The 22,188-nt window shown below is 66.7% G+C and carries 18 protein-coding genes and 1 rRNA gene; 5 read left to right on the forward strand and 14 right to left on the reverse strand.

Annotated features, from left to right (window positions below):
- From QQZ18_RS06400 to QQZ18_RS06410, 3 genes are all read right to left on the reverse strand, one after another.
- A 16S ribosomal RNA gene (locus tag QQZ18_RS06400) occupies nt 1-68 on the reverse strand; the annotation flags it as partial.
- Between the two features lie 521 nt (nt 69-589).
- Complete coding sequence (locus QQZ18_RS06405; RefSeq protein ID WP_284539240.1) at nt 590-1,777, reverse strand: CCA tRNA nucleotidyltransferase; 1,188 nt, start codon at nt 1,775-1,777, stop codon at nt 590-592.
- Nucleotides 1,774-2,406, reverse strand: a complete 633-nt coding sequence (locus QQZ18_RS06410; RefSeq protein ID WP_284539242.1) for an NUDIX hydrolase — start codon at nt 2,404-2,406, stop codon at nt 1,774-1,776. The genes QQZ18_RS06405 and QQZ18_RS06410 overlap by 4 nt, the downstream gene beginning before the upstream one ends.
- 243 nt (nt 2,407-2,649) lie before the next feature.
- Between QQZ18_RS06410 and QQZ18_RS06415 the strand changes: the two genes are divergently transcribed.
- From QQZ18_RS06415 to QQZ18_RS06430, 4 genes are read left to right on the forward strand one after another with little or no spacing between them, the layout of a single operon-like run.
- Complete coding sequence (locus tag QQZ18_RS06415) at nt 2,650-3,648, forward strand: AAA family ATPase (RefSeq protein WP_284539243.1); 999 nt, start codon at nt 2,650-2,652, stop codon at nt 3,646-3,648.
- Nucleotides 3,649-3,650: 2 nt separating this feature from the next.
- A complete protein-coding gene (locus QQZ18_RS06420) occupies nt 3,651-4,538 on the forward strand; it encodes a DUF58 domain-containing protein (RefSeq protein WP_284539245.1) in 888 nt (295 codons plus the stop codon).
- Complete coding sequence (locus QQZ18_RS06425) at nt 4,535-7,303, forward strand: DUF4159 domain-containing protein (RefSeq protein ID WP_284539247.1); 2,769 nt, start codon at nt 4,535-4,537, stop codon at nt 7,301-7,303. Before QQZ18_RS06420 ends, QQZ18_RS06425 begins: the two co-directional genes overlap by 4 nt.
- Before the next feature lie 7 nt (nt 7,304-7,310).
- On the forward strand, nt 7,311-9,392 hold the full coding sequence (locus tag QQZ18_RS06430; RefSeq protein ID WP_284539249.1) for a hypothetical protein: 2,082 nt from the start codon (nt 7,311-7,313) through the stop codon (nt 9,390-9,392).
- Nucleotides 9,393-9,405: 13 nt separating this feature from the next.
- On the opposite strand, the gene QQZ18_RS06435 is transcribed toward QQZ18_RS06430, so the two are convergent.
- The 6 genes from QQZ18_RS06435 to QQZ18_RS06460 all read right to left on the reverse strand — a co-directional run bounded on the left by QQZ18_RS06435 (nt 9,406) and on the right by QQZ18_RS06460 (nt 16,612).
- On the reverse strand, nt 9,406-9,990 hold the full coding sequence (locus tag QQZ18_RS06435) for a GNAT family N-acetyltransferase (protein WP_284539251.1): 585 nt from the start codon (nt 9,988-9,990) through the stop codon (nt 9,406-9,408).
- 176 nt (nt 9,991-10,166) lie between these two features.
- Nucleotides 10,167-11,849: a thiol reductant ABC exporter subunit CydC gene (cydC, locus tag QQZ18_RS06440; protein ID WP_284539253.1), complete on the reverse strand. Its 1,683-nt coding sequence runs from the start codon at nt 11,847-11,849 to the stop codon at nt 10,167-10,169.
- A complete protein-coding gene (gene cydD, locus QQZ18_RS06445) occupies nt 11,846-13,567 on the reverse strand; it encodes a thiol reductant ABC exporter subunit CydD (RefSeq protein ID WP_284539255.1) in 1,722 nt (573 codons plus the stop codon). The genes cydC and cydD overlap by 4 nt, the downstream gene beginning before the upstream one ends.
- A gap of 172 nt (nt 13,568-13,739) precedes the next feature.
- Entirely contained in the window at nt 13,740-13,850 is a 111-nt protein-coding gene (gene cydX / locus QQZ18_RS06450; RefSeq protein WP_026791399.1) for a cytochrome bd-I oxidase subunit CydX, read from the reverse strand.
- Nucleotides 13,851-13,866: 16 nt separating this feature from the next.
- Nucleotides 13,867-15,018, reverse strand: a complete 1,152-nt coding sequence (gene cydB / locus QQZ18_RS06455) for a cytochrome d ubiquinol oxidase subunit II (RefSeq protein ID WP_284539259.1) — start codon at nt 15,016-15,018, stop codon at nt 13,867-13,869.
- 10 nt (nt 15,019-15,028) lie between these two features.
- Nucleotides 15,029-16,612, reverse strand: coding sequence for a cytochrome ubiquinol oxidase subunit I (locus QQZ18_RS06460; RefSeq protein WP_284539261.1), 1,584 nt, complete (start codon nt 16,610-16,612; stop codon nt 15,029-15,031).
- Between the two features lie 319 nt (nt 16,613-16,931).
- Here QQZ18_RS06460 and QQZ18_RS06465 point away from each other — a divergent pair, with 319 nt between their 5' ends.
- Nucleotides 16,932-17,348 carry an Rrf2 family transcriptional regulator gene (locus QQZ18_RS06465; protein ID WP_284539263.1) on the forward strand — a complete coding sequence of 139 codons (417 nt, stop codon included), beginning with the start codon at nt 16,932-16,934 and terminating at the stop codon, nt 17,346-17,348.
- A 35-nt stretch (nt 17,349-17,383) separates the two neighbouring features.
- On the opposite strand, the gene QQZ18_RS06470 is transcribed toward QQZ18_RS06465, so the two are convergent.
- The 5 genes from QQZ18_RS06470 to urtB all read right to left on the reverse strand — a co-directional run bounded on the left by QQZ18_RS06470 (nt 17,384) and on the right by urtB (nt 22,187).
- Nucleotides 17,384-17,878, reverse strand: coding sequence for an Rrf2 family transcriptional regulator (locus tag QQZ18_RS06470; RefSeq protein ID WP_284539265.1), 495 nt, complete (start codon nt 17,876-17,878; stop codon nt 17,384-17,386).
- 93 nt (nt 17,879-17,971) lie between these two features.
- Complete coding sequence (gene urtE, locus QQZ18_RS06475) at nt 17,972-18,667, reverse strand: urea ABC transporter ATP-binding subunit UrtE (protein ID WP_284539267.1); 696 nt, start codon at nt 18,665-18,667, stop codon at nt 17,972-17,974.
- Between the two features lie 12 nt (nt 18,668-18,679).
- Nucleotides 18,680-19,432, reverse strand: a complete 753-nt coding sequence (urtD, locus tag QQZ18_RS06480; protein WP_284539269.1) for an urea ABC transporter ATP-binding protein UrtD — start codon at nt 19,430-19,432, stop codon at nt 18,680-18,682.
- The gene (urtC, locus tag QQZ18_RS06485; protein ID WP_284539271.1) at nt 19,429-20,574 is read right to left on the reverse strand and encodes an urea ABC transporter permease subunit UrtC; all 1,146 of its coding nucleotides are present in this window, start codon (nt 20,572-20,574) and stop codon (nt 19,429-19,431) included. Before urtC ends, urtD begins: the two co-directional genes overlap by 4 nt.
- Nucleotides 20,571-22,187 carry an urea ABC transporter permease subunit UrtB gene (gene urtB, locus QQZ18_RS06490; RefSeq protein WP_284539273.1) on the reverse strand — a complete coding sequence of 539 codons (1,617 nt, stop codon included), beginning with the start codon at nt 22,185-22,187 and terminating at the stop codon, nt 20,571-20,573. The genes urtC and urtB overlap by 4 nt, the downstream gene beginning before the upstream one ends.
- Nucleotide 22,188 lies beyond the last annotated feature (1 nt).

The following is a 22,188-nucleotide window of genomic DNA, read 5'->3' on the forward strand; positions in this document are numbered from 1 at the left end:
CGTTCGACTTGCATGTGTTAAGCCTGCCGCCAGCGTTCGTTCTGAGCCAGGATCAAACTCTCATGTTCAAGAGTTCTTTCCCGAATTCACAAGTTCACTTGACGAGGTCCATTCCAATCCTACCCTCGCGGGCAAGACCAAAACGGTCCTTATTCAAGAAACGTAAACCCGGTTCTTTAGCTCTTCTTGGTACGACCCTATCCCGAAGGACAGATCCCGTACCGACGAGCCCTAAGCGCCGGCCACGTTTCTCTTTCTTCCTATTCACTTGTCAAAGAACCGAGGAGAACCAGCCCCTCAAACCCGCCACCTCAGACCGCCAGTTTAACACCAGCTTCAGGCAACAGAAACTCGCCGGCACCACGTCGCTGCAGCGCCGCCGTCGATGAACGTGCTTATAGGGGGACATTCTTGCCCTGTCAACACCATCTTCGCCGACAGACGAAAAACATCCATAATTCGGCATAACCGCCGAATTACAGGGAGTTAGCGATTGTCCAAACGGTCAAAAAACCGTCATGGACGCTCCTTACGCCTGAAAAAATCCAGAAAATTTCTGCCGGGCTCCGAAAGGCCCGGCACACTCGCCTCAAGGGGCGAGTTTGAACTCGGCCGGGCAGCCGGCGGCGATCCAGGCTGCCTCGCGGCGGCGCAGTTCGGCACCGAGCGCCGGTCCCGGCGCATAGCCTTCCGCCATAAGACGGGCGGCCGTCACCGGCGATTCCGGGGGGCGGAAATCGCGGGCGACGAGAGCGAGATCGGTCTTCGGATCGCATCCTCGTTCGGCCGCGGCGAAGAGCAGCGCGGCGGAGGCCACTTCATTGCCGGCGCGAACCACCACGAGGCGAACGGTTGCCTCATCCATTCGAGCCGCGAGCCGATCGCCCCAATGAACGATGGCCTCTATCCGCTTGTCCTCCCGCCCCGACAGGCGCAACGCCCCGGCAAGCGCCTGCCGATCGGCGGCAAGCCCGGCGAAACGCGCCTCAAGGCCGAGTGGCACGCCATACCGCTCCGACAAACCGATCATGGTCGCAAGACGGGCCAGAACACTGCCACCCGGCAGGATCCGAGCAAGAATGCCTGTCTCGTCCATGATGGAGAGAGCCGCCACCGCGCCGCCGGCCGTGACCAGCTTGCGCATCTCCGTACCGATTCGCTCCCGTGACAGCCGCTCGATTCCATCCTGAAGGGCGACGGCCGCTTCAAGCCCGGCTGGATCGAGGGCGCCACGCCCATAGCGGGCATGGAAGCGAAAGAAACGCAGGATGCGGAGATAGTCCTCTTCGATTCGCTCGGCAGGATCGCCGATGAAGCGGACGCGTCCGGCAAGAGCATCGACAATGCCGCCGACCGGATCATGCAGACAGCCGTCGGCATCGGCATAGATGGCGTTCATCGTGAAATCGCGTCGCCCGGCATCGCTGGCCCAGTCACGAGTGAAGGCGACGACGGCATGCCGGCCGTTGGTTTCGACATCGGTCCTGAGCGTCGTCACCTCGAACGGCCGTCCGGACGAAACGACCGTCACGGTACCGTGTGCGATCCCGGTCGGCACCGCCTTGAGACCGGCGGCCGTCGCCCTGGAGGCGACCACTTCGGGCTTGGCGGTGGTCGCTATATCGACATCGTCGACGGGCGCGCCAATCAGGGTGTTGCGAACCGCCCCACCCACGACGCGAGCCCGATCGCCGTCCATCTCGATCGCGGCGATCACGCGCCGGAAGGCGGGATCATCCAGAAACGGCGCGCCGGCGATCGAGGCGGGAAGGCTCATCGGAAGACTTCCTCGTAAAAGCGACGCAGGATATTGCCGGTCACGCCCCAGATGCGATGGCGGCCGTATTGCAGCGAGAAAAAGTGCCGGCGTCCGCTCGCGTGTTCGAAGTATTCCTCGCGGTGGTTGCCGGGGTCGAGTACGAAATCGAGCGGCACCGAGAACACCTCGGCCACCTCCCCGGGGTTGGGCACCAGAGCCGGCGCGCCGCCGACGAGGCCGATCACCGGGAAGACGCGAAAGCCGGACGGCGTCGGATAGGGTGCGAGCAAGCCGACAGGCTTGACGACCGACCGATCGAGACCGACCTCTTCCTCCGCTTCGCGCAAGGCGGCCTCGACGAGCGACGCGTCGTCCGGTTCGATCTTGCCGCCGGGCAGTGCCACCTCGCCGGAATGAACACGAAGCCCCTCGGTCCGCCGGATCATTATGAGATCGAGGCCGGGAGCGTCCTGCCGCCCGACGAGGCCGATCAGAACGGCGGCGTCACGCAGCGGCTGGGTGGAGGCCATCAGACTGGCGGCCACCCTTCCCTCGCCGGAAGCGAGTAGCGCACCGGCGGTCGAGAGCGGCCTCATACGGCCGGCCCGGGCAAGAACTTCGGCCGGCCCCACTTCCTCCGAGATCACCCTCGCCTCCCGGCCGGTCCCGCCTGCCTTGATTTTGCTTGCCTCATGGGTTGAAACCAGATCCGGCACCATTGCCGAAAGGTGATGCGCCGCGCGGCGGGAGATGTCAAACTTACCGCTGGGCGTAAGACCGCCTGAGGCCGCGGCGGAAACAAGAAGCCGTGAAGGCGGGTTTCGGTACCAGATGATGCCGGCGACCGGGGTCCTGTCGGCGACTGAGGAAGAAAGAAGGAGCAGCCCGCGATGGACGCAGAGATCAAGACGGCACACGACGCCGTTGCCGAGGCGGATGCCGCCTTCGCGCGGCTTTCGGCCGTGCGCGCCGCCATCGCCCGCGTCATCTTCGGACAGGAGGCGGCCGTCGAGGCGGCTTTGGTGACGTTGCTCTCCGGCGGCCACGGCCTGATCGTCGGCGTGCCCGGCCTTGCCAAGACCAAGCTGGTCGAAACGCTTGCCGTCGTCCTCGGTCTCAGCGAGCGGCGCATCCAGTTCACGCCCGATCTGATGCCCTCCGACATTCTTGGCTCGGAAGTGCTGGATCAGGCGGCCGATGGCAGTCGTTCCTTCCGCTTCATTCATGGGCCGGTGTTCGCCCAGCTCGTCATGGCCGACGAGATCAACCGCGCCTCCCCGCGCACCCAATCCGCTCTCCTGCAGGCCATGCAGGAGCATCACGTCACCGTCGCCGGTGTCCGCCACGACCTTCCCGCACCGTTCCACGTTCTGGCGACGCAGAACCCGCTGGAACAGGAAGGCACCTATCCGCTGCCCGAAGCGCAGCTCGACCGCTTCCTGCTGGAGATCGACCTCGATTATCCGGACCGCGACACCGAGCGCCGCATTCTCATAGAGACCACGGGCCACGCCGAAGCGACGGCCGAACGATTGCTCGCCGACGGCGAACTGCAGGCGCTGCAGGCGCTGGTTCGCCGCATGCCGGTTGGCGAGCGGATCGTCGAGGCGATTCTCGATCTGGTGCGCAGCGCCCGCCCCGGTGCCGATCTCGTTCCGGAAGCGGCTCGTGACATCGCCTGGGGGCCCGGTCCCCGCGCCGCGCAGTCGCTGATGCTGGCCGTTCGCGCCCGCGCGCTCATGACCGGTCGCTATGCGCCGTCGCTCGACGATGTCGCCGCTCTCGCGGTGCCGGTATTGAAGCATCGCATGGCGCTCACCTTCGAGGCGCGTGCCCGCCGCCGCGCCGTCGCCGAGGTCATCGGTCTCATCCTCGCAAAGGTGATCTGAGTATGGTGGGGCAAGATGCCCTGGCGCCGGAAGGCGTCGCCGCTGCGCGCAGTCTTGCCGCCGCCTTGCCCGACCTCCTGATCGAGGCACGGCGCGTGGCAGCGACGGTCGCCGCCGGCTGGCACGGACGCCGACGGGCCGGACCGGGAGAAGACTTCTGGCAATTTCGTCCGTTTCTGTCCGGAGAATCCATGCGTGGCATCGACTGGCGACGGTCGGCCCGCGACGAGACGCTCTACGTGCGCGAGCGCGAACATGAAAACGCACATACCGTCTGGCTCTGGGTCGATCTCACCTCATCCATGGACTTCCGCTCGGAACTCGCCAACACCAGCAAGGGCAGCCTCGCGCTCACCCTCGCCCTGTCGATTGCCGAGCTGTTGGCGCGTGCCGGCGAACGCGTCGGCATCGTCGGCGACGCCGAGCCGACTACAAGGCGCGATGGCGCCGAAGTGATCGCCATGAAGCTCGCCCGGCTTGGTTCGGTCGACGCCAGCCGCGCGCCGACAGCCATGCGCCGCCGCGACGACGCCGTGCTCATCTCCGACTTTCTCGGAGCGCCGGCAAAGCGCGATTCGCTTTTTGCCGACCTTGCGACACTCGAAAGCCGCGTGCATCTGGTCGAGATCGCCGACCCGGTCGAGGAAACCTTTCCCTTTGCCGGGCGCGTCGATTTCGTCGACCCCGAAACCGGCGCCCGCCTGACGGCCGGCCGCGCCGAGGCCTGGCGCGAGACCTACCTCGCCAGCCGGGCCGAGCATCGCGCGCGTCTCGTCGCCGCCTGCCGACCCGGCTGGAGCCATACGCTTGCACGGACGGATCGACCGGCCACCGAGACGTTGATCGCCCTCTGCGGTCAGCTCTCGGCACCCGAAGGAGGGGGAGCATGAGCGGCCTTTCCTTCGCCGCACCGCTGGCCCTCCTCGGTCTCTTCGCCCTGCCGGCGATCTGGTGGCTCCTGAAGGCGACACCGCCGCGCCCGGTGACGCGCCTGTTCCCGCCGCTTGCTCTGATCATCCGTCCGAAGCGCGACGAGGAGACGCCGGTCCGTACGCCCTGGTGGCTGATCGCCCTGCGCCTTGCGATCGCCGGCCTGATCGTGCTGGCGGTCGCCGGCCCGGTCCTCCAGCCGGCCGAGCGGACCGTCCGCGGCCAGGGTCCGCTATGGCTCGTCATCGACAACGGCGCCAGCGCCGCGCCCGACTGGCCGGAGCGCCGCGCCACCGCAGCCGCCATTCTCTCGGAAGCCGATGACGCCGGACGGCCGGTGCTGCTGGTCGCCACGGCCGACGGGCCGGACGGCATCGGTGCGCAGACGACGGCAACCGAAGCGCTCCGGCGCATCAACGCCCTTGTGCCGCGCCCGACCCTGCCGGATCGGGCTCCGTTGCTGCCCGCCCTCACCCGCCTGGCCGCCGCGACGCCGCCGGGCGAGATCGTCGCCCTGCCCGAGCCGGGTGACGACGGCACGGCGCATGACTTCCTCGCCGGTCTCGCACGCCTTTCGAGCAGCGCACCGATGACGCTTGCCGTTTCCAGCCGCCCCACTCCCGTGGCCATTGAGGCGGTCGAGCAGGACGGTACCGCCGTCTCCGTTCATCTCAGGCGGCCGGAAGCCGGCGCACCGGAGGACGGAAAACTCCGCCTCCTCGATCGCAAGGGGCGGCTTCTCGACGAACGCGCATTTGCCTTGGCCAGCGGCGCTGCCAGAGGCGACGTCCGCTTCGAGCTGCCGCTCGAAATTCGCAACGACATCGCCCGCGCCGAAGTGACGGGCGTCAACTCGGCGCTCGGTGTTCATCTCCTTGACGATCGTTGGCGCCGCCGGTCGGTCGCCATCGTCACCGCGACCGGCAGCGACGCGGCTCGACCGCTGATCGCGCCCGAATACTTCCTTGAAAAAGCGCTCGCACCGTTTGCCGAAGTGACCGTTCCCAGCCAGGGCGCGCTCGCGGACGCTTTCAAGGCGGCGATCGAAACGCGGCCGACCGCCATTCTGGTCGCCGACGTCGGTCGTCTCGGTACGGGTGAGGCTTCGCTCGCCCACGCTTTCATGGAAAAAGGCGGCGTGCTCGTTCGCTTCGCCGGGCCGCGACTGGCCGCATCAGACGAGACCGAAGTGCCGACTCCGCTTCGTCGTGGCGACCGGGCCCTCGGCGGCTCCCTGTCGTGGAGCCAACCCCAGTCGCTGGGCAGCTTCTCCGACAACGGACCCTATGCGGGCCTCGCGGTGCCCGGCGACGTGACGGTGAACCGACAGGTGCTCGCCGAACCCGGCGTCGACCTCGCAGACAGGACCTGGGCCAGTCTTTCCGACGGCACGCCGCTGGTCACCGCCGCGCGCGTCGGGGCTGGCTGGCTGGTTCTGTTCCACGTCACCGCCGACACGCGCTGGTCCAACCTGCCGATATCCGGCGTGTTCGTGGACATGCTGCGCCGAACCATAGCCCTCGGCGCGGCCGATGGCGGCACGCGCGAGATGGGCGGCAACACCGTGCTGCCTCCGCTCTCCCTTCTCGACGGCTATGGCCGGGCCTCGGCGCCGACGGCCGATGCCACCGGCGTCCGCGAATCGAACATCGCGACCATCCGCCCCTCGCGTGCGACGCCACCGGGCCTCTACGGGAGCGACGACGGCTTCCGAGCCCTCAATCCTATGAGGCCGGACATGACCTACACGTCGCCCGACCTTGCCGACGTGGCGCCGGGCGTACGCCGGATCGGTCTCATCGCCGAAACGGCGATCGACCTGTCGCCGTTCGCTTTCGGCCTCGCCTTCCTGCTCCTTCTGATCGACGGGCTCGCGGTCACCGCGCTCGCCGGGGGATTCAGGCGACGCAGACCGACGGCGGCCGTCGCGATGATCGGGCTCCTGATTCTCCTGATGCCGCGCCCCGTCCATGCCGCCGACGACGAGCACCTTCTGGAAGCGCTGTCCACCACCCGGCTGGCCTACGTCGAGACCGGCATAGCCGATATCGACGATACCAGCCGCGCAGGCCTGTCCACGCTTTCCCGCTTCATCGCCTCCCATTCCTCGCTGGAGCCGGGCGAGCCGATGGCCGTCGATCCGGAACACGACGAACTGTCGGTCTTTCCGCTGATCTACTGGCCCATCGACGCGGCGGCGGCGATGCCTTCGGCCGCCGCCATGGGCCGCATCGAAACCTTCATGAAAGACGGTGGTACCGTGCTGTTCGACAGCCGCGACGATGCCGACTTCTCCACCACCTCGCCCAACACCATGCGGCTGCGCGACATGCTGTCGACAATCGACGTGCCTCCTCTCGAGCCGGTCCCCTCCGACCACGTGCTCACCAAGTCCTTTTACCTGCTTGGCGCCTTCGTCGGCCGAACCGAAGGCTCCCCCCTGTGGGTCGAGGCGCCCGATGACGTCGAGGACGAGGGCGACCAGGCGCGTCCGGTACGAGCTGCCGACGGCGTCTCGCCGCTGCTGATCACCGGCAATGACCTTGCCGGCGCCTGGGCGGCCGACGACGGTGGCGCTTTCCTGCACCCCCTGGTACCGGGCTCCCCGCGCCAGCGCGAGTTCGCCTTTCGCGCCGGCGTCAACATCGTCATGTATGTCCTGACCGGCAACTACAAGGCGGACCAGGTGCACGTACCGGCCCTCCTCGAACGGCTGGGGGAATGAGACCATCATGATCTGGTCGATTTCCTTTACGCCCCTGCTGCCCGTGTCCGTCATCGTCGCCGGCGGCGTCATGGCGCTCGCCGTTCTCGCGCTGATGGCCTTCCGCCGCCGCCCGGGCGTGCTCTTCAGGGCGCTTGCCCTTGCCCTGCTCCTGCTCGGCGCGGCGCGGCCCGAACTGGTCGCCGAGGACCGCAAGGCCCTCCCCTCCGTGGTGGCACTGGTTGCCGATCGCAGCGCCTCGCAGGCTTTGGCCGGTCGACCGGCCGATACCGACGCCGCCTATGCGGCTCTCAAGGAGCGCCTGTCCCGTCTTTCGGGCGTCGAACTTCGCGAAGTGCCGGCCGCCGCCACCGACAACGCCGATGGCACGCGCCTTTTCGCCGATGTCGCACGCGCGCTTTCCGACGTACCCGCCGACCGGATCGGCGGCGTCGCGCTCGTCACGGACGGCCGCATCCACGACGTGCCGACGAGTGTCGCAGGCCTTGGCTTCTCGGCGCCGGTCCATGTGCTGGTCACCGGCGATCCCGGCGAATACGACCGCCGCATCGAACTGACCTCAAGCCCGAAGTTCGCTCTTGTGCGCTCGACGCAGAGCCTCAGCTTCCGACTCGTCGATGACGGCCGCTCGCCCGACGGTGCGGCGGTGCCGGTGGTGGTGCGTCGCGACGGCGAGGTCGTGGCGACGGTCGCCATGGCGCCGGGCGACGAGCGCACCGTCGACATTGCCATACCTCACGCTGGCGACAACATCGTTGAGGTGGAAGCCCCGCCGCTCCCCGGCGAGATTTCGCCGCTCAACAACACGGAGGTCGCCGTCATCGACGGCGTGCGCCAGGCGCTTCGCGTTTTGCTGGTATCGGGCGAACCGCACGCCGGCGAACGCACCTGGCGCAATCTTCTAAAGTCCGACGCGTCGGTCGACCTCGTCCACTTCACCATCCTGCGGCCGCCGGAAAAGCAGGACGGCACGCCGATCGACGAGTTGTCGCTGATCGCCTTCCCCACCCGCGAACTGTTCGACGAGAAGATCGACGATTTCGACCTGATCATTTTCGACCGCTACGAGAAGCGCGGCGTGCTGCCGCTTCTCTACTTCGACAACATCGCCCGCTACGTCGCCGACGGCGGGGCGCTGCTGATGGCGACCGGTCCCGATCCGCTCAACGCCGACAGCGTCTACGACAGTCCGCTTGCGCCCCTTCTGCCGGCCATCCCGGACGGCAACATTGTCGAAACGCCGTTCAAGCCGGCCATCACCCCGCTCGGCGCCCGCCACCCTGTCACGGCGAGCCTGCCGGGCGGCGATACCGATCCGCCGCGCTGGTCGCGCTGGTTCCGCCTGGTCGAGGCTCGCGAAAGCCGCGGCGATGCGCTGATGTCGGGTCCGGACGGCAAGCCGCTGCTCGTTCTGTCCCGAGAGGGCAAAGGCCGCGTCGCCATGCTGCTCAGCGATCAGGTCTGGCTGTGGGCGCGCGGCTTCGAGGGCGGCGGTCCGCATGTCGAACTATTGCGCAACGTCGCACACTGGCTGATGGGCGAGCCCGAGCTCGAGGAGGAGGCGCTTCGCCTTTCCGGGGAAGGCGGCCGCCTCACTGTCGAACGGCGGACGTTGAAGGACACCGCCGAGCCGGTGACCGTGACATTCCCGGACGGCTCCGAACGGCGAATCGTCGACCTTGCACCGCTCGCCCCCGGTCGTTTCGGCACGACGCTGGCAGCGCAACTACCCGGCCTTTACAAGGCGAGCGACGGCACGCTCACGGCGCTTGCCCACGTTGGCCCCGCCAACCCGCGCGAGTTCCGGGCGCTCGTCTCGACCGTGGAGCCGGCCCGTCCCATCGCCGAAGCGACGGGCGGCGCGGCGGTACGGCTCAGGAAGGAAACCGGGGGGCCACTGGCCATTCCCACGGTTGCCCTGCGCCGCCCCGCCGCCGGCACCTATTCGGGCGACGGTTGGATCGGGTTCAAGGCGTCGGAGACTTACGAGGTCGCCGGCATCGACACCGTGCCGGTCTATCTGGGGCTGCTCGCCGGCGCCTTGCTGTTGCTGGCCGTAGGCGGCCTCTGGTGGCGCGAAAGCCGGTAACCGGCCGGCTCGGTCAGACGGACGGGCCGGTTGCCCTGACCGGGCCGGCGACGCTGTCGGAAGCGCCCGGCGTCAATTCGGCCCAGAGCAAGCGGCCCGGATCGACCGGTCCCGGCAGTTCCAGTCGACCCGCCGGCACGACGCGAAAACCGAACGGCCAGTAATAGGGAAGATCGCCAACCAGCACGACCAGCCTGTGGTGCCGCTGCCGTGCCGCCTCCATGGAAAGCCGCATCAGCGCCTTGCCGACGCCGAGGCTCTTGAGCGCCGGCAACACGGCGAGCGGACCAAGCAACAGCGCAGGCGTTTCGCCCACCACGATCGCGGTCAGCCGCACCGAACCGATGACGTTCCCCCGGTAGACGGCAACAAGGCTCGTCGGACCGTCGGGAGCATGGCCCTCACGCAGACGGAACGCCGTGCGGCTGTAGCGGCCGGGGCCGAAGGTCACGTCGTGGATGGCGTCGATGGCGGCGGCATCATCGGCCGCTTCGGGACGAAAGACGACGTCCTCGAGCGCGAAGGTATCGATGGAGCGGACAAGCGAGAGATCGATGGCGGTCATGTCGAACCGTGGAAAAGCGGGGTGCGGCGCCATCGATCCGCAATCCCCGAGGGGTCGACCGATCAGACGCAGGAAAACGCGAAAGCGCGCTCAAAAGCGCGTGCGTCGCGTCGTCGTCGCTGATCGTGACCGAAGAGCATGCAACTCTCCCAAAAGGTTCGCAGCCCCTTAGCATGGTGGAGATGGGCGCACAAGCGCCGCGTTCTCCGTCAGACCGCAGAAGATGCGGGATTCGAGACGATCCGGCCACCGTCGAGTTGCACGACGCGGTCCATACGGTGAAGCGCGGCGCGGGCATGGGTGATCATGATGACCGTCCGGCCGGCCATCCGGTCGAGCACACGATCGAGAACGGCGGCTTCCGTCTCGGGATCAAGACCCTCGCCCGGCTCGTCGAGAACGAGTATGTCCGGATCGAGCAGCAGAACGCGGGCAATGGCCACGCGACGCGCCTCGCCACCCGACAACGTCGCCCCCGCGACTCCGACCGGCGTCGCGAGCCCCTCGGGCAACCGGGCGACAAAATCGGCGAGCCCGGCCACATCGAGAACGGTGGCGAGCTCGTCGGCTGTGGCCGACGGACGGCCGAGGCGGAGATTGTCTTCGAGCGTCGTGGTGAAGAGATGCGGCTTCTGCGGCACCACGCCGATCGTCTTGCGGACGTCTGCAAGCGTGAGGTCTTTGAGCGGCGTGCCGCCGAGTCGGATCTCGCCCGCGCCGGGATCGCGCAACCTGGCGAGCAGGGCGACCACCGACGACTTGCCGGCGCCACTTTCGCCGACAAGCGCCACGTGACAGCCGCCGGGAATGTCGAGTGTCACATCATCGAGCGCCGGCCGGACAGCCCCCGGATAGCGTAGCGTCACGCCATCGAAGTTGATGTCGCGCCCTTGGGGCATCGGCCTGGGATCGGTGCGCTCGATGACCGGCGGCTTGCGATCGAGGATTGCGAACAGCCGGCGCGCCGAGGCGAGGGTCGATGCGACGCCGAGAAAGGCCGCCGGCAACCCCATAAACGCCTCAGCCGCCGACAGCGACAGGAGTGCCGCCATCGCCAGATCCGGGCCGGCCATGCGGCCCGCGGCCACGAGCGGCACGCCTATGGCAAGCGCCACGATCAGGGCCAGATCGCCGGAGAGCCGTCCAAGTGCTTGCCCGAAGGCGGCTCTGCGAGCCAGCCGGCGCTCGACCTCGATGAGCGAGCCCATCGCCTGGACAAGCCGGTCGCGATGCTCGGCGAAGGCGCCAGTGACCATGAGCGGCAGCAGGCCGGAGAGATCGTCGACCACCAGCCGGCGGAGATCGGCCGACTGTGCCGTCAGCGCCCGGCCCGGGCCTGACGCGGCCACGGCGGCGAACGCCGGGGCCAGAAGGCCGCACCCGGCGAGAACCGCGATGACGCCGGCCGATAGCGGCCCATCTTGCAGAAACAGCACCAGCCCCACGGCGGCGAGCGTCAGCAAAGCGACGGCCAACGGCGACAGGAGTCGCAGGAACGTCAGCTCGAGACGGTCGATATCGGCCTTGAGGCGAGCGAGCAGGTCGCCCGAGCGGAGATCGTCGAGAGCGGCCGGAGCGAGCGGCACCATCTTGGCGAACAGATGGGTGCGCGTGTCGGCGAGAAGGCGCAAGGTCGCTTCATGGCCGGTCACCCGGTCGATGTAGCGGCCGCCGGTCCGCAGGATGGCCAGTCCCCGGATGATCGCCGCCGGGGTGAAATAGTTCATGGTGACGCCGGCAAGACCAGCCGCCGCCATGGCGGTGATGAACCATCCGGACACCGCCATCAATCCGACATTGGCGAGCGTCGCCACGAGCGACACCAACATCGACAGCAGGATCCATCCGACAAGCCGTCGATAGAGGCCGAGGAGACGGAACAGATCTCTCACGCCGCGCCTCCAACATCCAAGGTCGCCAGCATGGCGGCAAAGGCGCCGCCGCGCGCCTTGAGCTCATCCGGCCTTCCCTCCTCGACAAGCCGCCCGCCGGAGAGAACCAGCACCCGATCGGCGGCTTCCACGGTCTTGAGGCGATGGGCGATGGTGAGGCGTGTCCGACCGGCGGACAGCGCGGCGATCGCTTCGCCCACCGCCGCCTCGGTGGCGGCGTCGAGATGGGCGGTCGGCTCGTCCATCAGGACCAGAGGAGCCGGGGCGAAGAAGGCGCGGGCGAGCATCAGCCGTTGTGCTTCCCCTCCCGAAAGACCGGCGCCATCTTCGCCGAGCCGGCTGTCCGCGCCATGGGGAAGGCGGCCCACGAACTCGTCGGCACGTGCGGCCCTCAGCGCCGCCGCGACATCGCCGGGCCGGCCCATGGCGACGTTTTCGGCGATGGATGCGTCGAACAGGAAGGCGCGCTGCGGCAGGAAGGCGATACGGCGCCTGACGTCGGCAAGATCGAGCGAGGCAAGCGGACGGTCACCGATGAGGATGGTTCCCGCCACGGGCTCCAGAAATCCGGCGATCAACGACAGGATCGTCGACTTGCCGGCGCCGCTCTCGCCGACAATCGCTACCTGCTCGCCGGGCCGGATCTCGAAACTGACGCCGTCGAGGGCGAGACGTTCGCCGCCGTAGCTGGCCGAGACATTGTCAAAGCGCACGGACACCGCGCCTCTGGCGGCAAACGGTTCGCCGACGGATCGCTCGGGCACCGGCCGCGCCAGAAAATCGGCAAGCCGCTCGGCGGCGGCCACCGCTTCCATGCGCGCATGCCGCTCGGTGCCCAGTGTGCGGAGCGGCGCGTAGAACAGCGGCGCGAGCAACAACACGGTGAGACCGTCGACAAAGGCGACTTCGCCCCACAGGAGGCGGAACCCGATCAGCACCGCCGTCACCGCGATGGAAACTGTGGCGAAGAACTCGAGAACCAGCGCCGACAGGAAAGCGAGGCGCAGCACCTTCATGGTCTCGCGGCGATAGCCGTCGGCCGTCCGGGCGACGAGAGCCACCTCGCGCTTGGCCGCGCCGAGCAGCACGAGATCGGCGAGACCGGCAACGGCGTCGAGAAGATGGCCGCCGAGCCGCGCCATCGACGCCCATTGCCGCTGGTTGGCCCGTTCGGCCGACCGTCCGGCCAGCACCATGAACAAGGGCAACAGCGGCAACGTCACCGCGAAGGTCACTGCCGACCGCCAGTCGACCGGCAATACGGCGAGAAGAATTGCGACGGGCAACACGGCGACCGTGGCGGTTGCCGGCAGCCATTGGCGCCAATAGGGCTCGATTCCGGAAACGGCGTCGGTCAGCGTGGTTGCCAAGTCGCCGGTGGCGGTGCCGGAGAGACGTACCGGCCCCAGCGCCGCAACATGATCGAGCAACCTAGCGAACAAGCTCTTTCGCGCCCGTGCCGACACCGCGAAGCCGATCTGCGCGCCGGCATAGCCGAGGGCCGCCTTGACAAGGGCGATGCCGAGAAGCTGAGCGAGCGCGGGCAGGACGGCGGCAAGATCGGCGCCGCGAAAGACCGCCGCATCTATGACGCGGGCGGTGATGAAGGCGGCGGCCACCCCCAGCAGCCCTTCGGCAACGGCAGCGGCAAGCAGAAGCGCCGTTTCCTTTCGCACGCTGGCCGAAAGGTCTTCGAGAAGGGTCTCGGGTTTGCTCATGCGGAAAGAACGGGCCGGTGCTTCGAATGGGGCAAGCCGGATTGCCACGCGCCGATCGGAACCGCAAGGGCGGAGGCCTTCACTTGGGCGCGATTGGAAAGACGGCCGGCACGGGGGCGGGACAACCGTGCCGGCCCGGTGGCGCGGCGGAGAGGCGCCGCGCCGGGCTGTGTCATTTGGACGCGTCGATGTCGAGACCGTCCTGGAATTCGAACCACATGACGTTGATCACGCCGATCGCGGCCGCCGCCGTGACACCGAGGATCCAGGCAAAATACCACATTGTCCGTTCTCCTTAGTCAGTAGGCCGAGTGCGAGCGGGCGGAAATCTCTTCCGTCGTGACGCGCCCCCACATCCGCCAGTAGCACCAAACGGTGTAGGCGAGCACGATCGGCAGGAAGATCACCACGGCCCAGAACATGACGTTGAGCGTCAGATGACTGGAGGTGGCGTCCCACACGGTCAGGCTGGAGTTCGGATCGAGGCTCGACGGCATCACGAAGGGGAACATCGAGAGTCCGGCCGTGCCGATGATGCCGGCCAGGCCGAGTGCCGATGTGACGAACGCGAAGCCGGGACGATTGGCTTTTGCCAGGAGAGCCGTCAGCAGCGGCCCCAGAAGGCCGATGACCGGCGCCAGGATCGCAATTGGCATCGTCGTGTAGATATCCAGCAAGGCGCCGGACGCCACCACCACCTGCTTGTTGAGCGGGTTGGGCATGGCATCGAGCGGCGGCTGCGACACGATGCGGTAGCCGTCGATGCCGAGCCAGACCCAGACCCCGGCGACGGCAAACAACACGGCGATGACCGGCGACAACCGGACCGCCAGCGCCCGCGACCGCGCCGCCACCTCTCCGGAAGCGCGGAGTTGCAGCCAGATGGCGCCGTGCGCGACCAGCATGCCCAGCGAGATCAGCCCCGCCAGAAGCGCGAAGGGGTTGAGCAGCGGCAGCAGGGCGAAGATGAACGAACCCTGGTAATGAACGCGCAGCAGTTCGTCCAGGCGGAAGGGCACGCCCTGCAGCAGGTTGCCGAAGGCGACGCCGAAGATCAGCGCCGGAATGGCGCCACCGGCAAACAGCCCCCAGTCCCAGGCGTTACGCCACTTCGGATTGTCGAGCTTCGAACGGTAATCGAAACCAACCGGCCGGAAGAACAGGGCGAACAGCACGAGCAGCATCGCCATGTAGAAGCCGGAAAAGGCAGCGGCGTAAACGGCGGGCCAAGCGGCGAAGATGGCGCCGCCGGCGGTGATCAGCCACACCTGATTGCCGTCCCAGTGGGGGCCGACGGTGTTGATGGCAATCCGCCGCTCGGCGTCGGTCTTGGCGACGAAGGGCAAAAGCGAACCCACGCCCATGTCCATGCCGTCGGTGATGGCGAAGCCGATCAGCAGGGCGCCGACCAGAATCCACCAGATGAACTTCAGGATTTCATAATCGAACATGGTGCTTTCCTCACTCTGCCGCTGCGACGCGGATCGATTCCGGCATCTGAGTTTCGAAGTGGTAGCGGCCGGTACCGAGCGAACTCGGGCCGAGGCGAGCGAACTTGAACATCAGGTAGACCTCGATCACCAGAAGGCCGGTGTAGAGCACCAGGAAGCCGGTCAACGAGAAGATCAGGTCGGTGATGGTGAGACTCGACGTGCCGAGGAAGGTCGGCAGCACTTCGCCGATCGCCCAGGGCTGACGGCCGAACTCGGCGACGAACCAGCCAAGTTCGCAGGCAAGCCAAGGCAACGGCAAGGCCCACAACGCGGCCCTGAGCAACCAGCGATTCTTCTCATGGCTGCGCCGGGCGCTGACGTAGAAGGCCGACGCGAAGACGACCAGCATGATGAAGCCGAAGCCGACCATGAAGCGGAAGGCCCAGAACAGCGGCCAGACCTTGGGAATGGTGCTGTCGGCAGCGGCTTGAATCTGCTCCTCGGTGGCGGTGGCCGGATCCTCGACGAACTGCTTCAGCAGAAGGCCGAAGCCGATGTCCTTGGCATGCGCATCGAACACCGCGCGCGTCTCAGGCGTGGTGTCGCCGCCGCGGATCTTGATCATCGCCGCGTAGCCTTCCTGGCCCGAACGGATGCGGGCGAGATGCTCGTTGCGGAGATCGTTGAGGCCGTGCACCGGCTTGTCGAGCGACCGGGTGGCAATGAGGCCGAGAGCATAGGGGATCTCGATCGCACCGTGGGTGACCTTTTCCTCCTGCGAGGGGAAACCGATCAAGTTGAACGGTGCCGGGGCCGGCTGGGTCTCCCACTCGCCCTCGATGGCGGCAAGCTTGACCTTCTGCACGTCGCCGAGTTCGTAGCCGCTCTCGTCGCCGAGCACGATGACCGAAAGGCAGGAGGCAAGGCCAAAGCCGGCAGCGACGGCGAACGAGCGCTTGGCGAAGGCGACATCACGCCCCTTCAGGAGATACCAGGATGAAATGGCCAGCACGAACATCGAGGCGGTGGTGTAGCCGGCAGCGACGGTATGGACGAACTTGACCTGGGCCACCGGATTGAACACCACCTCGGCGAACGACTGCATCTCCATGCGCATCGTCTCGGGCGAGAAGATGGAGCCGACCGGATTCTGCATCCAGCCGTTGGCGACCAGGATCCAGAGGGCCGACAGGTTGGAGCCGATCGCCGTCAGGAAGGTGACCGCCAGATGCTGCCGCTTGGTAAGCCGCTCCCATCCGAGGAAGAACAGGCCGATGAACGTCGATTCGAGGAAGAAGGCCATCAGACCTTCGATGGCCAGCGGCGCACCGAAGATGTCGCCCACATAATGCGAGTAGTAGGACCAGTTCGTGCCGAACTGGAACTCCATGGTGAGACCGGTCGTGACGCCCAGGGCGAAATTGATGCCGAACAGCTTGCCCCAGAACTTGGTCATGTCCCGGTAGATTTCCTTGCCGGTCATCACATAGACGGTTTCCATGATGACCAGCAGCCAGGTGAGCCCCAGCGTCAACGGCACGAAGATGAAGTGGTACATTGCCGTGGCGGCGAACTGCCAGCGCGACAACTCCACGAATGTCTGATCGAACATGATGGTCGACATCCTCTCAGCGAAGGCAGCCCATGAGCGTCTGTCGCGCTCGAGCCGCCGCGTTCTTCCTCAAGGGCTCGCCGCGTCGCCGGCAAGCCGGCGGAGGGCAGAACTCATCGATCCGGAGGGCGAACAGGCAGCGTCGACCGCTCGCTTCCGGCGAAAATCACCGACCGCGACGGCATGAACGACCATCATCTTGCGACCCCCGTGGCCGGTTGGCACCGGCAGACCGTCGGAATCCCCCTCCGACAATCGACATGGACAGAACTAGCGATATAAAGCTATACAGTCAATATACCTTTGGAGGAAGGTCGCCATGAAAATCAACGCTGTGACCCACGGCGCCCTTCGAATTCTGATGATCTGCGGAGACGGCGAACCGGTGACGCTTCCGGAGATGGCCAGCCGGCTCGGCATGCCGGAAGCACGCGTCATCCGTTCCTGCAACGCGCTTGCCCGTGCCGGCCTTCTGGTTGGCCGCCGTGGACGAGGCGGCGGCTATCGCCTCGGCCGCCCCGCGGAGAAGATTTCGGTGCTGTCGGTGATCGACCTTTTCGAGCCGGAAGATGACATGCGCATCTGCGGACGAACCGACGCGACCGCCTGCCGGAACTGCGCTTTGGCCCCGGCCTGCACCGAGGCCTACCGGGCGATGCGGGACGAGCTCGCGGCGATCTCGGTTGCCGACATCCTCATAGATCACGCTCATCCGCACGCGTCCGAGACGGCCTAGGCGGCGAGAGAGTCACTCCGGAGACATGAGAGCGATCAGGCGCGGACGACCAGCGGCTCTTCGCCACATGAGACGGCCCGAACCGGCCTCGCCGGCGCCCCGCCATCGAGCAACGCCCTGAAGTCCGCCTCATTGCCGGCCACGTCGGCGAGGGTCAACCGGTCGAGGACGTCGAGAAAAGCGTCGGTCGCCCGGCGCAGCACCTGGCTCATGCGACAGCGGTCGGTCAGCGGACAGGTATTGGTCTCGGGGTCGAGACATTCCACCACGGACAGGCCGTCCTCGGTCCGGCGAACCACCTCGCCGATGACCACCGATTCCGCCGGCCGCTTGAGACGGAAACCGCCCCGGTTGCCCCGCACCGTTTCGAGATAGCCCCAGGTGCCGAGCTGATGGACGCACTTGACGAGATGCGACTGCGGCAGGTCGAAGGCCTCCGCCACTTCCCGGATCGTGGTCAGACGGGGCGAACGAGCGGCGGCGGCCAGCAGCACGCGCAGCGAATAGTTGGAATAGCTGGTCAGTCGCATAACGTCCCCGGCTTCCGCTTGCATCGGGATGTCCGTTCAGGAAATCGCACGTGCCGGGCAGCTTTTCAAGGCCGCATCGGTTTGATGAGGCGATCACACCGCTATTCTGCCCCGCACCGCCTCCTCGTCCATGCTGTCGCGATTGCCGGACATCACCACTTCGCCGCGTTCCATGACCGCGAAATCGTCGGCGAGATCCTTGGCGAAATCGAAGTACTGCTCGACCAGCACGATCGCCATGTCGCCCTGACGGCGCAGGAATGAAATGGCGTGGCCGATGTCCTTGATGATCGAAGGCTGGATGCCCTCGGTCGGTTCGTCGAGAACGAGAAGACGCGGCCGCGTCACCAGCGCCCTGCCGATGGCGAGCTGTTGCTGCTGTCCGCCGGAGAGGTCGCCGCCGCGCCGGCGCAGCATGTCCTTCAGCACCGGAAACAGGTCGTAGACCATATCCGGAACGTAGCGATCGGCGCGCTTCAGCGTGGCAAACCCGGTCTGAAGGTTTTCTTCCACCGTCAGGAGGGGGAAGATCTCGCGCCCCTGCGGCACAATGGCAACGCCGCGCCGCACCCGCTCGTAAGGCGACAGGCCATTGAGATCGTCGCCATCGAGACGAATCGCGCCACCGGAAATCGCCTGCAGGCCGGCAATCGCCCGCATCAGCGAGGTCTTGCCGACGCCATTGCGCCCGAGCACTGCCGTGACGCGCCCGGCGGTGGCGGACAACGACACCTTTCGGAGCGCCTGGGCGGCGCCGTAGTGGAGGTCGACGGTTTCGACATTCAGCATGTTTTCAGTCCCTCACCGCCCGAGGTAGACCTCGATGACCTTCGGATTGGCCGATACGGCATCGAGCGATCCCTCGGCCAGAACCGAGCCCTCATGCAGCACGGTCACCTTGACGCCCAGGGCGCGAACGAAAGTCATGTCGTGCTCGACCACCACCACCGACTGCGTCCTGGCGATTTCCTTGAGCAGGATCGCCGTTTCCGCCGTCTCCGCGTCGGTCATGCCGGCAGCCGGCTCGTCGACCAGGAGAAGGCGTGGCTCCTGGGCGAGCAGCATGCCGATCTCGAGCCACTGCTTCTGGCCGTGCGACAGGCGGGTTGCCAGAAGGTCGCGCTTGTCGGAAAGGCGGATGGTGGCGAGCAAGGCGTCGATGCGGTCCTGCTCGGCGGTCGACCGACGGTGGAACAGCGCGGCGAGGGCACCCCGCCGGCCCTTCAGAGCCAGGGCGATATTGTCCTCGACGCTATGGCTTTCGAACACCGTCGGCTTCTGGAACTTGCGGCCGATGCCGAGATTGGCGATGGCCGCCTCGTCGAGGCGGGTGAGATCGACGGAACCGTCGAACAGCACGTCGCCGGTATCGGGCCGCGTCTTGCCGGTGATGATGTCCATCATCGTCGTCTTGCCGGCGCCGTTGGGGCCGATGATCGCCCGCATCTCTCCCGGCTCCAGCACCAGCGACAGGCGGTTGATCGCCTTGAAGCCGTCGAAGGACACCGAGACGTCATCGAGATAGAGGAGCGAGCCTTCCGCCTTGTCGGTCATGCCGCTTCTCCCGCATTCTGAATGGGTCCGCCGGTCTCCTTGGCCGGCTTGGGCCGTCTGGCGATCACCATGTCCCAGAGACCGACGATGCCGCGTGGCAGGAACAGCGTCACCACCACGAACAGCGCGCCGAGCGCGTAGAGCCAGACTTCAGGCAGAACGCCGGTGAACCAGGTCTTGCCGAAGTTGACCGCCACGGCGCCGATCAATGGCCCGACAAGCGTCCCCCGGCCGCCGACCGCGACCCAGATCACCGCCTCGATGGAGGCGGCCGGGTCGAACTCGGAGGGATTGATGATGCCGACCTGCGGCACATAGAGCGCCCCGGCGATGCCGGCCATCACGGCGGATAGCGTCCAGACGAACAGCTTGTAGTGTTCGACCCGGTAACCGATGAAGCGGGTGCGGCTCTCGGCATCGCGGATGGCGACCAGCACCTTGCCGAGCTTGGACCGGACGACGGCCGACGCGACGACGAAGCCGAGCGCCAGCATCAGCGCCGAGGCGGAAAACAGTGCCGCGCGGGTGCCGGGCGCCTGGATCGGGAAGCCGAGGATATCCTTGAAATCGGTCAGGCCGTTGTTGCCGCCAAAGCCCATGTCGTTGCGGAAGAAGGCGAGCAGCAGCGCATAGGTGAGCGCCTGGGTGATGATGGAGAGATAGACGCCGGTGACGCGGCTTCGGAACGACAGCCAGCCGAACAGGAAGGCGAGGACACCCGGCACCAGCGCCACCATCAGGAACGCGTACCAGGCCATGTCGAAGCCCTGCCAAAACCAGGGCAGTTCCTTCCAGTTGAGGAAGACCATGAAGTCCGGCAGCACCGGATCGGCATAGACCCCACGCGAGCCGACCTGCCGCATCAGATACATGCCCATGGCGTAACCGCCAAGCGCGAAGAAGGCGCCGTGACCGAGCGACAGGATGCCGCAATAGCCCCAGACGAGGTCGACCGACAACGCCAGCAGCGCGTAGGTCAGGTACTTGCCGCAAAGCGTGAGCTGATAGGTGGAGACATGAAAGGAGTTGCCCTCGGGCACCAGAAGGTTGCCCGCCGGGATCAGCACGGCCAGGGCAACGAGCAACATGACGACGATGCGCCCACGTCGATCGAGGCTGTTCATGAGATAAGACGTGATCATGTTTCCACCGCCCTGCCCTTCAGGGCGAACAAGCCACGCGGCCGCTTCTGGATGAACAGGATGATCACCAGCAACAGGATGATCTTGCCCAGCACGGCACCGGCGTAGGGCTCCAGAAGCTTGTTGGCGACGCCGAGCGTCATGGCGCCGACGAGCGTGCCCCAAAGATTGCCGACGCCGCCGAACACCACGACCATGAAGCTGTCGATGATGTAGCCGCGCCCAAGGTTGGGCGACACGTTGTCGATCTGGCTGAGGGCGACACCGGCAAGGCCGGCGATGCCTGAGCCGAGGCCGAAGGTCAGCGCATCGACTAGCGGAGTGCGGATTCCCACGGCGGCGGCCATCTGGCGGTTCTGCGTGACGGCCCGCATTTCGAGGCCGAGCCGGGTGCGCTTCAACACGGCGATCAGCGCCAGGAACACGGCGAGCGCGAACAGGATGATCCAGAGCCGCGTCCAGGTGACCTGGATATCGCCCAGGGCAAATGAGCCGGACATCCACGAGGGGTTGCCGACTTCACGATTGTTGGCGCCATAAAGCGAGCGCACCGCCTGTTGCAGGATCAGCGAAACGCCCCAGGTGGCAAGCAGCGTCTCGAGCGGTCTGCCATAAAGCCAGCGAATCACCGACCGCTCGATCAGGATGCCGGCAAGCGCCGCAGTCAGAAACGCGGCTGGCAGGGCAATCAGCAACGAGTAATCGAACAGCCCCGGCCAGTAGGTGCGAATCGCCTCCTGCACGGTGAAGGTCGCATAGGCGCCGAGCATCACCATTTCGCCGTGCGCCATGTTGATGACACCCATCACGCCGAAGGTGATGGCAAGCCCGATAGCGGCAAGCAGCAGCACAGACCCGAGCGACAGGCCGTACCAGAGGTTCTGACCGGCATCCCACAGCATCAATCGGCTCTCGATCGCCGCCACGGCCTTGCGGGCGGCGTCGCCCACAGCGCCGTCGGCCGACGTGTAGCCGGATAGGAAACCGAGAGCATCGCGACTGCCGAGATCGGCGATGGCAGCGATGGAGGCCACCTTGTCGGTCTCCGGCGCATCGGACGCGAGCAGTGCCGTGGCCCTGGCCGCCAGCATGGCTGCGCGGATATCGTCCACCGTCTCCTGGCCGATCGCCCTGTCGAGCACGGGGATGACCGAAGCATCGGCCGACTTCATCACCGCTTCGGCCGCCGCCCGGCGCACCGACGGATCCGGACTCATCAAGGTCAGCGCACCCACCGCCGAGGCGATGGCGCGGCGGATGCGGTTGTTGACCTTGACCTTCTCGACGGTGGCCTTCGGAGCCAGCCCGGCGTCGGCGCCGGTCACCGGATCGGTGAGGCGAAAGTCCTTGCCCGCCTTGTCGGCGAAGAACACGGCGCCATCGGCCTTGCGCACCATCAACTCGCCTTCGCCGAGGCGATCTAGGATGGCCGGAACCCGGTCGTCAGCCGTCGCGGCAAGGTCGGCGATGGCCTTTTCGGCCGCATCGAAGCCGCCGGCTCCGAGAGCGACGACGCGAGGCAGCAAATCGGCGTCGGCGATGCGATCGGCAAGCGCCGGCTGAAGCCCAAGGACCAGCACGGCCAGAATGGCGAGGAGGCGTAAGAGGGTCATG

Origin of the sequence: Pleomorphomonas sp. T1.2MG-36, assembly GCF_950100655.1 — a bacterium.
Classification (GTDB): Bacteria; Pseudomonadota; Alphaproteobacteria; order Rhizobiales; family Pleomorphomonadaceae; genus Pleomorphomonas.

What these genes read in the sequence shown, in the direction of transcription:
- QQZ18_RS06460 (WP_284539261.1), bottom strand. Translation starts at nt 16,612, where the DNA reads ATGTTCGATCAGACATTCGTGGAGTTGTCGCGCTGGCAGTTCGCCGCC.
- cydD (WP_284539255.1), bottom strand. Translation starts at nt 13,567, where the DNA reads ATGAGCAAACCCGAGACCCTTCTCGAAGACCTTTCGGCCAGCGTGCGA.
- urtB (WP_284539273.1), bottom strand. Translation starts at nt 22,187, where the DNA reads ATGACCCTCTTACGCCTCCTCGCCATTCTGGCCGTGCTGGTCCTTGGG.
- QQZ18_RS06465 (WP_284539263.1), top strand. Translation starts at nt 16,932, where the DNA reads ATGAAAATCAACGCTGTGACCCACGGCGCCCTTCGAATTCTGATGATC.
- QQZ18_RS06425 (WP_284539247.1), top strand. Translation starts at nt 4,535, where the DNA reads ATGAGCGGCCTTTCCTTCGCCGCACCGCTGGCCCTCCTCGGTCTCTTC.
- QQZ18_RS06405 (WP_284539240.1), bottom strand. Translation starts at nt 1,777, where the DNA reads ATGAGCCTTCCCGCCTCGATCGCCGGCGCGCCGTTTCTGGATGATCCC.
- QQZ18_RS06470 (WP_284539265.1), bottom strand. Translation starts at nt 17,878, where the DNA reads ATGCGACTGACCAGCTATTCCAACTATTCGCTGCGCGTGCTGCTGGCC.
- QQZ18_RS06415 (WP_284539243.1), top strand. Translation starts at nt 2,650, where the DNA reads ATGGACGCAGAGATCAAGACGGCACACGACGCCGTTGCCGAGGCGGAT.
- QQZ18_RS06430 (WP_284539249.1), top strand. Translation starts at nt 7,311, where the DNA reads ATGATCTGGTCGATTTCCTTTACGCCCCTGCTGCCCGTGTCCGTCATC.
- cydX (WP_026791399.1), bottom strand. Translation starts at nt 13,850, where the DNA reads ATGTGGTATTTTGCCTGGATCCTCGGTGTCACGGCGGCGGCCGCGATC.
- cydB (WP_284539259.1), bottom strand. Translation starts at nt 15,018, where the DNA reads ATGTTCGATTATGAAATCCTGAAGTTCATCTGGTGGATTCTGGTCGGC.
- urtC (WP_284539271.1), bottom strand. Translation starts at nt 20,574, where the DNA reads ATGATCACGTCTTATCTCATGAACAGCCTCGATCGACGTGGGCGCATC.
- urtE (WP_284539267.1), bottom strand. Translation starts at nt 18,667, where the DNA reads ATGCTGAATGTCGAAACCGTCGACCTCCACTACGGCGCCGCCCAGGCG.
- QQZ18_RS06420 (WP_284539245.1), top strand. Translation starts at nt 3,651, where the DNA reads ATGGTGGGGCAAGATGCCCTGGCGCCGGAAGGCGTCGCCGCTGCGCGC.
- QQZ18_RS06435 (WP_284539251.1), bottom strand. Translation starts at nt 9,990, where the DNA reads ATGGCGCCGCACCCCGCTTTTCCACGGTTCGACATGACCGCCATCGAT.
- urtD (WP_284539269.1), bottom strand. Translation starts at nt 19,432, where the DNA reads ATGACCGACAAGGCGGAAGGCTCGCTCCTCTATCTCGATGACGTCTCG.